At 68.0% G+C, this 12,180-nt stretch carries 13 protein-coding genes; 7 read left to right on the top strand and 6 right to left on the bottom strand.

Annotation, left to right across the window (positions count from 1 at the left end; all coding sequences use genetic code 11):
- Positions 1-82: 82 nt before the first annotated feature.
- Genes scpA through ACFOMD_RS07395 form a run of 6 tightly spaced genes read left to right on the top strand, consistent with a single transcriptional unit; the run spans position 83 to position 5,172 of the window.
- A complete protein-coding gene (gene scpA / locus ACFOMD_RS07420) occupies positions 83-2,227 on the top strand; it encodes a methylmalonyl-CoA mutase (protein WP_380859171.1) in 2,145 nt (714 codons plus the stop codon).
- Positions 2,228-2,230: 3 nt separating this feature from the next.
- Entirely contained in the window at positions 2,231-2,659 is a 429-nt protein-coding gene (locus ACFOMD_RS07415) for a TIGR01244 family sulfur transferase (protein ID WP_380859168.1), read from the top strand.
- The gene (locus tag ACFOMD_RS07410; RefSeq protein WP_380859165.1) at positions 2,656-3,048 is read left to right on the top strand and encodes a hypothetical protein; all 393 of its coding nucleotides are present in this window, start codon (positions 2,656-2,658) and stop codon (positions 3,046-3,048) included. Before ACFOMD_RS07415 ends, ACFOMD_RS07410 begins: the two co-directional genes overlap by 4 nt.
- The gene (locus tag ACFOMD_RS07405; protein ID WP_380859162.1) at positions 3,041-3,940 is read left to right on the top strand and encodes a sterol desaturase family protein; all 900 of its coding nucleotides are present in this window, start codon (positions 3,041-3,043) and stop codon (positions 3,938-3,940) included. The genes ACFOMD_RS07410 and ACFOMD_RS07405 overlap by 8 nt, the downstream gene beginning before the upstream one ends.
- A gap of 36 nt (positions 3,941-3,976) precedes the next feature.
- Positions 3,977-4,729, top strand: a complete 753-nt coding sequence (locus ACFOMD_RS07400) for an MOSC domain-containing protein (protein WP_380859159.1) — start codon at positions 3,977-3,979, stop codon at positions 4,727-4,729.
- A complete protein-coding gene (locus ACFOMD_RS07395; protein ID WP_380859156.1) occupies positions 4,726-5,172 on the top strand; it encodes a GNAT family N-acetyltransferase in 447 nt (148 codons plus the stop codon). The genes ACFOMD_RS07400 and ACFOMD_RS07395 overlap by 4 nt, the downstream gene beginning before the upstream one ends.
- A gap of 67 nt (positions 5,173-5,239) precedes the next feature.
- Here ACFOMD_RS07395 and ACFOMD_RS07390 read toward each other — a convergent pair whose 3' ends face one another.
- From ACFOMD_RS07390 to ACFOMD_RS07375, 4 genes are all read right to left on the bottom strand, one after another.
- The gene (locus ACFOMD_RS07390; RefSeq protein ID WP_380859153.1) at positions 5,240-6,610 is read right to left on the bottom strand and encodes an ammonium transporter; all 1,371 of its coding nucleotides are present in this window, start codon (positions 6,608-6,610) and stop codon (positions 5,240-5,242) included.
- 13 nt (positions 6,611-6,623) lie between these two features.
- Positions 6,624-6,962, bottom strand: coding sequence for a P-II family nitrogen regulator (locus ACFOMD_RS07385; protein ID WP_380859150.1), 339 nt, complete (start codon positions 6,960-6,962; stop codon positions 6,624-6,626).
- A 156-nt stretch (positions 6,963-7,118) separates the two neighbouring features.
- A complete protein-coding gene (locus ACFOMD_RS07380; protein WP_380859147.1) occupies positions 7,119-8,510 on the bottom strand; it encodes a UdgX family uracil-DNA binding protein in 1,392 nt (463 codons plus the stop codon).
- A gap of 36 nt (positions 8,511-8,546) precedes the next feature.
- Positions 8,547-9,791, bottom strand: a complete 1,245-nt coding sequence (locus ACFOMD_RS07375; RefSeq protein ID WP_380859144.1) for a putative DNA modification/repair radical SAM protein — start codon at positions 9,789-9,791, stop codon at positions 8,547-8,549.
- A gap of 95 nt (positions 9,792-9,886) precedes the next feature.
- Between ACFOMD_RS07375 and ACFOMD_RS07370 the strand changes: the two genes are divergently transcribed.
- A complete protein-coding gene (locus tag ACFOMD_RS07370) occupies positions 9,887-10,177 on the top strand; it encodes a UvrB/UvrC motif-containing protein (RefSeq protein ID WP_380859141.1) in 291 nt (96 codons plus the stop codon).
- 3 nt (positions 10,178-10,180) lie between these two features.
- Here the strand turns inward: ACFOMD_RS07370 and ACFOMD_RS07365 are convergent, their stop codons facing one another.
- Both ACFOMD_RS07365 and ACFOMD_RS07360 read right to left on the bottom strand, forming a co-directional pair.
- Positions 10,181-10,810 carry a glutathione S-transferase family protein gene (locus ACFOMD_RS07365; RefSeq protein ID WP_380859138.1) on the bottom strand — a complete coding sequence of 210 codons (630 nt, stop codon included), beginning with the start codon at positions 10,808-10,810 and terminating at the stop codon, positions 10,181-10,183.
- 13 nt (positions 10,811-10,823) lie between these two features.
- Entirely contained in the window at positions 10,824-12,167 is a 1,344-nt protein-coding gene (locus tag ACFOMD_RS07360; protein ID WP_380859135.1) for an FAD/NAD(P)-binding protein, read from the bottom strand.
- Positions 12,168-12,180: the final 13 nt, after the last annotated feature.

Raw genomic sequence — 12,180 nt, 5'->3', positions numbered from 1 at the left:
TGGTTGGCGGAGCGGCCCGCCGCCTTTGACTTGACGCGAGGGCGACGCGCCTTACGGAAAGGCGCGTGAGGAGAGGGTTGCGATGACCGAGAAGACCACCGCCGACTGGCAGGCGCTCGCCGCCAAGGAAGTGAAGGGCGCCGACCTGACGTGGCAGACGCCCGAAGGCATCGCGATCAAGCCGCTCTACACCGCCGAGGACACCAGCGAGATCGATCCGGGCCTCCCCGGCTTCTTCCCGTTCACCCGCGGCGTGAAGGCGACGATGTACGCCGGCCGTCCGTGGACGGTGCGCCAGTACGCCGGCTTCTCGACTGCCGAGGAATCGAACGCCTTCTACCACCGCAATCTGAAGGCGGGTCAGAAGGGCCTGTCGGTCGCCTTCGACCTGGCGACGCACCGCGGCTATGACAGCGACCATCCGCGCGTCACCGGCGATGTCGGCAAGGCCGGCGTTGCGATCGACACGCTCGAGGACATGCAGATCCTGTTCGACGGCATCCCGCTGGGCGAGATGTCGGTCAGCATGACGATGAACGGCGCGGTGCTGCCGTGCCTTGCCTTCTACATCGTCGCCGCCGAGGAGCAGGGCGTTTCGCAGGACAAGCTCGAAGGGACCATTCAGAACGACATCCTGAAGGAGTTCATGGTCCGCAACACCTATATCTATCCGCCGACGCCATCGATGCGGATCATCGCCGACATCATCGAGTACACGGCGACGAACATGCCGAAGTTCAACTCGATCTCGATCTCGGGCTACCACATCCAGGAAGCCGGAGCGACGCAGGTGCAGGAGCTGGCGTTCACGCTGGCCGACGGCATGGAATATGTCCGCGCCGCGATGGCGAAGGGCCTCGATATCGACGCCTTCGCCGGCCGCCTCTCCTTCTTCTTCGCGATCGGCATGAACTTCTTCATGGAAGTGGCGAAGCTGCGCGCCGCGCGCGGCCTCTGGGCGCGGATCATGAAGGACTTCGGCGCCAAGGATCCGCGCTCGATGATGCTGCGCACCCACTGCCAGACGTCGGGCGTGTCGCTGACCGAAAAGGACGCCTACAACAACGTCATCCGCACCACGATCGAGGCGATGGCGGCAGGCCTCGGCGGCACCCAGTCGCTCCACACCAACGCCTTGGACGAGGCGATCGCGCTGCCGACCGATTTCTCGGCGCGCATCGCCCGCAACACCCAGCTCATCCTTCAGGAAGAGACGGGGATGACCAAGGTCGTCGATCCGCTGGGCGGCTCCTACTATGTCGAGGCGCTGACCCGCGAGCTCGAGGACAAGGCCTGGGGGCTGATCGCCGAAATGGAGGCGATGGGCGGCATGACCCGCGCCGTCGAGCTCGGCTTTCCCAAGGCGGAGATCGAGAAGGCGTCGGCGGCCAAGCAGTCGCGCGTCGACCGCGGCGAGGAAGTCGTCGTCGGCGTCAACAAGTACAAGCCGGCGGTCGAGACGCCGATCGAGACGCTCGACATCGACAACGCCAAGGTCCGCGAGGGGCAGATCGCCCGCCTCGCCAAGACCCGCGCCAACCGCGATGAGGCGAAGGCGCAGGCCGCGCTCGACAATCTGCGCAACGGCGCGCGCGGCGACGCCAATCTGCTGGCGATGGCGGTCGAGGCGGCGCGGGCGCGCTGCACGCTCGGCGAAATCAGCCAGGCGATGGAGGATGTGTTCGGCCGCCACGCCGCAGTGGTGAAGCTCGTCACCGGCGTCTACGGCCAGGCCTATGGCGGCGATCCCGGCTTCGCGCGCGTCGTCGAGGGCATCGAGGCGTTCGAGCGCCGCAAGGGCCGCCGCCCGCGCGTGCTGATCGCCAAGATGGGGCAGGACGGCCACGACCGCGGCGCCAAGGTGGTCGGCACCGCCTTCGCCGATCTCGGCTTCGAGGTCACCGTCGGGCCGCTGTTCCAGAAGCCCGAGGAGACGGCGGCGCTCGCCATCCAGCTCGACGTCGACGTCGTCGGCGCCTCGAGCCTCGCCGCCGGCCACAAGACGCTGGTCCCGGAACTGATCCAGCAACTGAAGGAACTGGGCCGCGGCGACATCCGCGTGGTCGCGGGCGGCGTGATCCCGCCGCAGGACTATGACTTCCTGCGCAACGCCGGCACCGTCGGCATCTTCGGCCCCGGCACCAACATCGTCAGCTCGGCAGCGGACATCCTGCGCCTTCTGGGGCACAACATGCCGCCCGAGGGCATCGACGAGGCGGCGGAGTAAGCCATGTTCATCCGCATCAACGATAGCCTGTCGGTGGCCGGCCAGATCGGCCCGGCCGAGATCGCCGAAGCGAAGGCGCAAGGGTTCACCCGCATCGTCAACAATCGCCCCGATGGCGAGGCGCCCGACCAGCCGGCGGGCGATGTCATCGCGCAGGCCGCGGCCGACGCCGGCCTCGACTATGTCGCGATTCCCGCCGCCGGCGGCTTCTCGGTGCCGCAGGTCGAGGCGATGGCGGCGGCGCTCGCCGATGCCGGCGGGCCGGTGCTCGCCTTCTGCCGCTCGGGCACGCGCTCGACCAACCTCTGGGCGCTCGCCTCGGCGATGCAGGGCGGCGATCCCGACGCGCTGATCGAGCAGGCGGGTGCCGCCGGCTATGACATCAGCGGGCTGACGCCCGCGCTGCGCCAGCTTTCGGCCGCCGCCAGATGACCCTCGTCAGCCTCGGCGGATCGATCGCCGCGGTGCTGCTGGTATCGTGGCTGGTCGGCCGCCTGGGCCTCGGCCGCGGCGCTAAGCTCGACGCCGCCACCGCACGCCGCATCGCCGGCGACACCTATATCGGCCACCGTTTCGACGAGGTGGTGATCGACCGCGACAATCGCGGTGCGCTGGTCGCGGGCAGCGCGGGTGAGGTCGTGCTGCTCCGCGCGCATGGCGACAAATGGGTGGCGCGGCTGCTCGGCCTGCCGCTGCCGGCGCGCGCCGACGGCGAGGCATTGATCATCCCGGCCGGCGAGACCATGTTCGGGCCGACGACGCTGACACTCGGAACCGAAGCGGCGCTGGCTTGGGGAAGGAAACTCAGAGGCGATGCCTGACCTGATCAATCCGGTCCAATGGGCGGTGCCGGCGTTCGTGGTGCTGGTGATCGCGGAAATCCTGTTCATCCGCTGGAAGAACCGCGGCGCCTACGAGCAGCGCGACACCATGTCCTCGCTGCTGCTCGGCACCGGCAGCACCATCGCCGGCGCGCTCACCGGCGGCCTCGTCATCCTGATGGCCTTCTGGATGTACGAGCACCGGCTGTTCGACATCGGCTGGGTGTGGTGGGCGTGGCCCTTGTGCTTCATCCTCGACGACCTCGCCTATTTCTTCACCCACTGGTTCATGCACCGGGTGCGCTGGGGCTGGGCGAGCCATGTCATCCACCATTCGAGCCAGCATTATAATCTGTCGACGGCGCTGCGTCAGACCTGGACCGGCTTCCTGTCAGCGGTGTGGGTGTTCCGGCTGCCATTGTTCCTGATCGGCTTCCACCCGGCGATGGTGTTCTTCTGCGCCGGCCTCAACCTCATCTACCAGTTCTGGATCCACACCGAGACGGTCGGGCGGATGCCGCGCTGGGTTGAGGCGGTGATGAACACGCCGTCGCACCATCGTGTCCACCACGCCACCAACCCGCGCTATCTCGATCGCAACTATGCCGGCGTGTTCATTGTCTGGGACAAGCTGTTCGGCACCTTCGAGCCCGAGCATGACGAGGAACGCCCCCGCTACGGCATCGTCAAGAACCTCGGCAGTTTCAACATCTTCTGGGCGGCGATCCATGAATGGGTCGGCATCGCCCGCGACGTCGCTGGCGCAAAAAGCTGGCGCGAGCGCTGGTTCTATGTCGCCGGCCCGCCGGGCTGGAGCCCCGACGGCAGCCGCGACACTGCCGAGGCGATCAAGGCACGTTGGGAGGCGACAAGGGCCCAGCCAGCGGAGTAAAAGCGCGGCGGTATCGCGTTTCGGGGGTGTGCGAAGGTGCGACGACTGATCGGCGTGGTCGCCGAACTCAACCGCTTTCCGGTGAAATCGATGGCCGGCGAGGAACTGGCCGAGGCCGAGGTGCGCTGGTCGGGCCTGCGCGGCGACCGCGAATATGGCTTCGTGAAAGCCGACAGCCTGCGCCGCTTCCCCTGGTTCACCGGCCGCGATCATTCAGCGCTGCTGCGCTATAGGGCGGCGAGCGCGGGCGACTACGGTTCGGCCGGCTTGCCGGTCGAGGTGGCGACACCCGACGGGCGGCGTCTCGGCGTCGGCGATCCGGCGTTGGCCAAGGAACTGGCTGCGGCGGCAGGCGGCCCCGTCCAACTGATCCAGTTGTCGCGCGGCACCTATGATTCGATGCCGGTGTCGCTGGTGACGCGTGCCACGCTCGCTGTCATCGATGCCGCGCATGGCGCGTCGCTCGATCCGCGCCGCTTCCGCATCAACATCGTCATCGACAGCGCCGAGCGTGACATCGAATGGCGGGGCCGGAGCATCGAGTTCGGCCTCGACGGCGCGCGGCTGGCGGTGGTGCGGCCGATCGAGCGCTGCGCGATGATCACCATCGATCCCGACACCGCCGGGCGCGACGCCAGCGTCATGCGCACGGTGGCGCGCCAGTTCGGCAATGAGGTCGGCGAATATGCCTCGGTGCTGCGGCAGGGGCCGGTGCGCATCGGCGACGAGGTCTATCTGGTCGACGAGGCCGCCGCGCCGGTCGCGATCACCAGCGAGTTGGCACGGTGAACGTCGAAACGATCACCGGCGCGGGCGTTGTTGCGCTCGGCCCTGAGCTACTGGCGCTTTGCGAAGCGGCGTTCGACAGCTTCGACCCCGCCTACCTGCTCGGCCGTCTCGCCGATCTCGACGCGCCGGCGGCGACGTTGGCGCGTGACGACGGCGGGCGGCTGGTCGGCTTCAAGCTCGGCTACCGGCGCGCGCCCGACCTCTTCTACAGTTGGCTCGGCGGCGTGCATCCGGATGCGCGGCGGCAGGGCATCGCGGCGCGGCTGATGGCGGCGCAGCACGACTGGGCGCGAACGCAAGGCTATGCCGCCGTCGAGACCCGAACGCGCGCCAGCAACAATGCGATGATCGTCCTCAATCTGCAGAGCGGCTTTCATGTCGCCGGCTTCGAGGTCGACAGCGCGGGCCGGCCGGTGGTGACGCAGCGCCGCGCGCTTTCCTGACCCGACAAGAAAATGGCCGGGACGTCGCCGTCCCGGCCAGTGTGTTTCCTTGGGGAGGAATTGAGATTTAGTAGTGGTAGGCGCGCTCGCCATGCTCGGCGAGGTCGAGACCCTCGCGTTCCTTCTCTTCGGGAACGCGCAGGCCCATCACGGCCTTGATGATGAAGAACAGCACCGCCGAACCGATGCCCGACCACAGGATCGCGATGGCGACCGCGATCGCCTGCGTCGTGACCTGGCCGGCCATCGAATAGTCGTCGAGGCCGATGCCGCCCAGCGCCGGGCTGACGACGATGCCGGTTCCGATCGAACCGATAATGCCGCCGATGCCGTGGATGCCGAACACGTCGAGCGAGTCGTCGAGGCCGGTCTTCGGCTTGATGTAGCCGACGAACCAGTAGCAGATGACGCTGGCGACGGCGCCGAGCACGATCGCGCCCATCGGGCCGGCGATGCCGGCCGCTGGGGTGATCGCCACGAGGCCGGCGATGACGCCCGACGCCGCGCCGAGCAGCGAGGGCTTGCCGCGCGTCGCCCACTCGGCGAACAGCCAGGCCAGCGCTGCCGCCGCGGTGGCGACGAAGGTGTTGATCATCGCGAGCGCAGCACCACCGGTCGCCTCGAGGTTCGAGCCGGCGTTGAAGCCGAACCAGCCCACCCAGAGGAGGCCGGTGCCGATCAACGTCATAGTCAGCGAGTGCGGCGCCAGGATTTCCTTCTGGTAGCCGAGACGCTTGCCGAGGATCAGCGCGCCGACGAGGCCCGCCACACCGGCGTTGATGTGGACGACGGTGCCGCCCGCGAAGTCGAGCGCGCCCATCTCGAAGATGTAGCCGCCGGCCCACCACACCATGTGCGCGATCGGCAGGTAGACGATGGTGATCCACAGCACCGAGAAGACCAGCAGCGCCGAGAATTTGATGCGCTCGGCGAGCGAGCCGACGATCAGCGCGGTGGTGATCGCGGCAAAGGTCATCTGGAAGGCAATGAACACATATTCCGGAATGACCACGCCATCGCTGAACGTCGCGGCGGTCGAGTCAGGCGTCACGCCCGACAGGAACAGCCGCGAGGTGCCGCCGAGGAAGGCGTTCACCGGACCATCGGTGAAGGCGAGGCTGTAGCCGTAGAACACCCATACGAGGCAGGCGACCGCGGTGATCGCCAGCACCTGGGTGAGCACCGACAGCATGTTCTTGGTGCGGACGAGGCCGCCGTAGAACAGCGCGAGGCCCGGCACGATCATGGCGAGGACCAACACCGTCGACACCATCATCCAGGCGGTATCGCCCTTGTCGGGCACCGGATCGGCGGCCGGCGCGGCAGCGACGGTCTCGACCACGGTGGTCACGACTTCCTGCGCCAGTGCCGGCGCAGCGACGAGCGTCAGGCCGGCCGCGAGGCCGCCCCAGCGCAAAAGCTTGTTTGAAGAGATCATCCCTCGAACCCCCTTAGAGCGCGATGTCGTTGGTTTCGCCGGTGCGGATGCGCACGGCCTGACCGAGATCGAGCACGAAGATCTTGCCGTCGCCGATGCTGCCCGTGTGGGCGGCTTGCTGCACGGCCTCGACCACGCGCGGGGCGAGGTCGTCGGCCGCCGCGATCTCGAGCTTGATCTTCGGCACCATGTTGGTGGTGTATTCGGCCCCCCGGTAGATTTCCGTCTGGCCCTTCTGGCGTCCGAAGCCCTTCACTTCGGATACCGTCATTCCCTGCACCCCCAACCCGGCGACGGCCTCACGGACCTCGTCGAGCTTGAAGGGCTTGATGATCGCAATGATGAGTTTCATCCCCGCTGCTCCCTGCCTTCAGCCGGGGACACGGTGCAGAAGCCGTGCCAAGCACGAGTCACGCTGCGGTGCAGCATGTTTGCGCATGATTGTTGCCCATTTCGCAGGCACAACGAAATGCGTGTCTAAATTTCAGGCAGAATCTTTGCCGAAAGCTTAAGCGAGCGCTGCCAGCCGGCTCTTGATGTTGCGCAGGTCGTCGACGAAGCGGGCATATTCCACTTGTTCGCTCGCTTCATCCTGCTGCCGCAGCAGAAAGCTCGGATGGATCGTCACCCAGGCTTCCGACCCATCCGCAAGGTCGATCGGCGCGCCGCGGACGCTTGAGATGGTCGTCGCCTTGCCGAGCAGCGAGCGGGCGGCGGTGGCGCCGAGCGCGACGACGAGGCGGGGCTTTACCAGTGACCGCTCATGATCGACCCAGAAGCGGCAGGCGTCGATCTCGCCGGCGTTGGGGCTCTTGTGCAGCCGGCGCTTGCCGCGCGGCTCGAACTTGAAATGCTTCACCGCATTGGTGACGTAGGCGTCGTCGCGGTCGATCCCGGCGTCGGCGAGCGCTTCGTTGAATTTCTGTCCCGCCGGGCCGACGAAGGGCCGCCCGGCGAGGTCCTCCTGATCACCCGGCTGCTCACCGACGAACATCAGCTTCGCGTCCGCCGGCCCTTCGCCGAACACCATCTGCGTCGCGTCCTTGTAGAGCGGGCAGCGGGTGCAGTGATTGGCGGCGGCACGAACGGCAGCGAGGCTGTCGTAGCGCTCATCCGCCACCGGCAGCGCAGCTTGTGCGATCATCGCCGTGGTGCGGGTACCCGCCGCCGCGATCAGCGACGGCACCAGCGCGGTCTCGGGCATGTTGCGCCAGTATTTCTTCGGCATCTCCTTGGTCATCGCCTTCACTTTCAGGCGCGCCGGATTGAAGATCGAGGCGTAGTAGGTGCGCCACGTCTCCTCGAGCGGATCGCCGCCGGGCGCGTCGGCGCGGGTGGCGCCGGGGGTGAAGTCGAGCACGTCGCCGTCCCAGTGGACGCAGAGCTCGGGAGTCAGGATCGACCAGCGCATGCTGGCGAAGCGCCGGGTGAAGAAGCCGGCGTTGCGGCGGACGATATGATGCTCGGGCTCGAACCAGGCGACGAAGCGGGTGCCGCTGTCCTCCTCGATCTCACGGAAACGCACGAAGGCGCGCATCTTGTGAATGTCGCGGCCAACCGACTTCGCCATCGCCTCCAGCCGGTGGACCAGCGGATCGGCGCTGTCCTCGAACAGCTTCGGCGATCCGCGCAGCCGCCGCAGCGCCTGATAGAGTAGCGCGAAGCGCGCCGGATCGCGGTGGCAGATAACGCTTTCCGCCAGCTCGACGAAGCGGCGCGGCACCGAGAAGCTGGCGGTGGCTTGGGGCAGCGGCGTCGGCACCTCGGCGAGCAGGTCGGCCTGACCGCCCGCCACCTGCCAGATGATTTTGTCCGACGGGATTTCGGCGGCGAGCAGCGCGCGGGCGGCGGCACGCCAACCGTCGAAGTCGGCGTCGTGGTCGAGGAGGACGACAGGCATTGGCGGTCAACGCGGGGCGGGCGTCGCGGCTCCGGCTCAGGCCGCGAACAGGTCGAGCTGCTTCACCGGCGCGCGCAGCGTCGGCCGCAGGTCGAGCTTGTCGCCGACGAGGGTCGGTCGCCAGCCGTCGGCAATCAGGAACGGGCGGATGCGATCGACCGACACGGTCAGCCGCCCAACATCCTCCAGCCGCAGCCGCCGCCAGCGGCGCGCCGCGACGATGCGGTTGACCGCCTTCACCCCGAGCCCCGGCACGCGCAGCAGCATCTCGCGCGGCGCGAAATTGACGTCGATCGGGAAGATATCGCGGTGCTTCAGCGCCCAGGCGGTCTTGGGATCGACGTCGAGCGGCAGCCAGCCGTCGTCGGTGGCGGCCTGCACCTCCTTCGGCGCGAAGCCGTAGAAGCGCATCAGCCAGTCGGCCTGATACAGCCGATGCTCGCGCATCAGCGGCGGGCGCGACGGCGGCAGGCTCGACGAGGCGTCGGGGATCGGGCTGAACGCCGAATAATAGACGCGGCGCAGGCGGTAGCGGTCGTAGAGCTGGCTGGCGGCGCCGACGATGTCGCTATCGCGCGCATCGTCGGCACCGACGATCATCTGCGTCGACTGGCCGGCGGGGGCAAAGGTCGGCGCGGAGCGGTAGCGCTTCTTGGCGTCGGCGGTGTCGTCGATGTGGCGGCGGAGTTGCCCCATGCTGCCGCGAATGCGCGCGGCATCCTTCTCGGGCGCGTAAGCGGCAAGGCCGCTTTCGGTCGGCAGCTCGACGTTGATCGACAGCCGGTCGGCGTAGAGGCCCGCCGCCTCGATCAGCGCGGGATCGGCATCGGGGATGGTCTTCAGGTGGATATAGCCTCGGAACTGGTGCGTCTCGCGCAATTCCTTCGCCACGTGGACGATCTGCTCCATCGTATAGTTGGACGAGCCGATGATGCCTGAGGAGAGGAACAGGCCCTCGATGTAATTGCGCCGATAAAAGGCGAGGGTGAGCTGCACCACTTCATCGACGGTGAACCGCGCGCGGCGCACGTTCGACGACTTGCGGTTGATGCAATAGGCGCAATCGAAGATGCAGCTGTTGGTCAGCAGGATCTTCAGCAGCGAGATGCAGCGGCCATCCGGGGCATAGGCATGGCAGATGCCCATGCCCTCGGTCGACCCGATGCCCCCCTTGCCCCCCGCCGAATCGCGTTTGGTCGTCCCAGACGAGGCGCAGGACGCATCATATTTCGCGGCATCGGCGAGAATCGCCAGCTTCTCACGGGTATCGAGCTTGGCCATGAGTTCTATTTATGTTCTTCGCCGGCGAAGTCGAGACTTTTGCGATGAATGACAGGCGGTTGGTGCCGAACCCGCGTCCGTGCGTTGGCGGTTTCATGAACAATGAACTGGACCAGCTTCGTGATCGCATGGAGGCCGCCGCCGCGGCGCTCGATTTCGAGGAAGCGAAGCGCCTGCGCGATCAGCTCAACCTGCTGCGCGGCGGTGCGTCGGCAGAGGATGCGGCCGCCGCCGACACCAGCGGTCTCTCCCGCCAGGAGCCCGGCCGCATGGGGCTGGGCACCAGCCAGCAGCAAGTCACGCCGCCGCCGGGCTGGCGGCCGCCGCCCAAGCCCGATCCGATGACCACCGGCCACGCGCGCCCGCGCGGCCGGCGTTCGAGCTGAGTCTCAGGCGAAGTCGTATGGGCCGCCCTTTTCGAGGGCGCGCTTGTAGGCGGGTCGCGCGTGGATGCGCTGCAGGAAGCGCCAGAGGTGCGGCCGGCTCTGGTCGAGGCCGGCGCGCTGCGCGGCGGCCTCCAGCGGGAAGCTCATCATGATATCGGCGGCGCTGAAGTCGCTGCCGGCGAACCATTCGCGGTCGGTGAGCTGCGTTTCGAGATAGTCGAGGTGCAGCTTCAGCTGCGCATCGACGAACTTGCGCGCCGGCCAGCCGAGGATACCGAGCTTGCCGAGCACCAGCTTCAGCAGCAACGGCGTCATCATCGACCCTTCCGCATAGTGAAGCCAGTAGGCGTAGCGCCACCAGGCGGCGCTATCGCGCGCCGGCGCCAACCGCCCGTCGCCATGCTTCGCGACGATGTAATCGATGATCAGCCCGGTCTCGGCGATCGTCTCCTCGCCGTCGGTGATCACTGGCGACTTCCCCAGCGGATGGATGCGCTTCAGCTCGGGCGGCGCCAGCATCGTCTTCGCGTTGCGCTGATAGCGAAGCACCTCATAGGGCAGCTCCAGCTCCTCGAGCAGCCACAGCACCCGCTGCGACCGCGAATTGTTCAGATGATGAACCTGGATCGTCATTGATGTCCTCCCCTCAGAGTCCTTCGCCGCCCACCCAATGCGCGTTGGAGACGCGCCGCGCGAGATGCCAGACCTGCGCGCGGATGTCGGGAACGGCAGTGATCTCCCAATGCGCGCCGCGCGTCACCGGGCCGAGCGCATAGAGCCGGCGCTGCGGCGTGCCGTCGGCGCCGACCAGTCGCGAATCGGCATCGACATCGAGGCCGAGATTGAACGCATCGGGCCGAGCGAGACCATCGGCAAGCAACTGCCGCAACAGCGGATCGGCGGCGCGCGCCGCCTCGCCGGCCGGGCCGGTGCAGTTGATGACGCGGGAGACCTCGATGCGCTCGACGGGCTCGCTGCCGCGCGGCCGCCAGCGCACCGCGCCGGCCTCGCTCGCCACCGGCTTGCCGGCGTGGATTTCCAGCCGCCCCGACGCCACCAGCGCCTCGACCCGCGCCGCCACTTCGGGTGCGAGGCGGTGACGATGCACGTCCCACCAAGGGCGCAGATGCCGGAGGAAGCGCGCGCGATCCGCCTCGGGTGCGCGCCGCCACAGTTCCTGCGTGAATGGCCGCAACTCATCGACGGCGCCGCGCCAGCCGATGGCTTCGGCACGGCTGCGCACCGCACGCAACAGCGCGGTGGTCGTGGCTGGCGGATGCTCGCTGAGCTTGCCCGGCTTCGATTCGGCGTGGGCGCGCGGCAGCAGCCCGCGCCGCGACAGCGCCACCAGCCGGCCGCGAAAACCCGCGCCGTCGAGCGCCAGCGCCACGTCGACCATGGTGAGCCCGGTGCCGAGCAGCAGCACTGTGTCGCGATCGTCCAACCCGCGCGTCGCCTGCGGGTCCCACGGGTCGCCGAAATAGCGCTCGCCCAGCACCTCGGCGTCGATCCCCGGCGGCGCATGCGGCGGCAAATTGCCCGTCGCCAGCACGGCCGCGTCGGCGCGCTCGCGCAAGCCGTCGGCAAGCACCACGGTGACGCCGTAGCTGTCGGGCTCGATCGCCACCACCTCGCCTCGCCGGCGCACCAAGCGGGTGCCGGCATCGCCCGCCGTCTCGGCGAGCAAATCGCCGAGGTAAGCGCCGTAGGTGGCGCGCGGCACGAAGGCGGTCGGACAGGCGTCGCGATCGCGCCCCGCCAGCCAATCGGCGAAATGCGCCGGTGCGTCGGGCAGCGCGCTCATATTGGCGGCGCGGACGTTGAGCAGGTGATCGGCGTTGCCGGTCGAATAGGCGACGCCGCGGCCGAAGGCGGCGCCGCGCTCGATCAGCAGCGCGTCGGGCCCGTCATGGCGCACGAGATTGATGGCGAACAGCGAACCGGAAAAGCCGGCGCCGACGATGGCGATCCTCGACAGGCGGTTCGGCATTCAGACTCCCGGG

This window comes from Sphingoaurantiacus capsulatus (assembly GCF_042648405.1).
GTDB lineage: Bacteria > Pseudomonadota > Alphaproteobacteria > Sphingomonadales > Sphingomonadaceae > Sphingoaurantiacus > Sphingoaurantiacus capsulatus.
Note: the sequence above shows the minus strand (reverse complement) of the source record. Positions and strands in the feature narration are given on the sequence as shown.

What these genes read in the sequence shown, in the direction of transcription:
- ACFOMD_RS07370 (WP_380859141.1), top strand. Translation starts at nt 9,887, where the DNA reads ATGAACAATGAACTGGACCAGCTTCGTGATCGCATGGAGGCCGCCGCC.
- ACFOMD_RS07415 (WP_380859168.1), top strand. Translation starts at nt 2,231, where the DNA reads ATGTTCATCCGCATCAACGATAGCCTGTCGGTGGCCGGCCAGATCGGC.
- ACFOMD_RS07405 (WP_380859162.1), top strand. Translation starts at nt 3,041, where the DNA reads ATGCCTGACCTGATCAATCCGGTCCAATGGGCGGTGCCGGCGTTCGTG.
- ACFOMD_RS07375 (WP_380859144.1), bottom strand. Translation starts at nt 9,791, where the DNA reads ATGGCCAAGCTCGATACCCGTGAGAAGCTGGCGATTCTCGCCGATGCC.
- ACFOMD_RS07390 (WP_380859153.1), bottom strand. Translation starts at nt 6,610, where the DNA reads ATGATCTCTTCAAACAAGCTTTTGCGCTGGGGCGGCCTCGCGGCCGGC.
- ACFOMD_RS07385 (WP_380859150.1), bottom strand. Translation starts at nt 6,962, where the DNA reads ATGAAACTCATCATTGCGATCATCAAGCCCTTCAAGCTCGACGAGGTC.
- ACFOMD_RS07360 (WP_380859135.1), bottom strand. Translation starts at nt 12,167, where the DNA reads ATGCCGAACCGCCTGTCGAGGATCGCCATCGTCGGCGCCGGCTTTTCC.
- ACFOMD_RS07380 (WP_380859147.1), bottom strand. Translation starts at nt 8,510, where the DNA reads ATGCCTGTCGTCCTCCTCGACCACGACGCCGACTTCGACGGTTGGCGT.
- ACFOMD_RS07410 (WP_380859165.1), top strand. Translation starts at nt 2,656, where the DNA reads ATGACCCTCGTCAGCCTCGGCGGATCGATCGCCGCGGTGCTGCTGGTA.
- scpA (WP_380859171.1), top strand. Translation starts at nt 83, where the DNA reads ATGACCGAGAAGACCACCGCCGACTGGCAGGCGCTCGCCGCCAAGGAA.
- ACFOMD_RS07365 (WP_380859138.1), bottom strand. Translation starts at nt 10,810, where the DNA reads ATGACGATCCAGGTTCATCATCTGAACAATTCGCGGTCGCAGCGGGTG.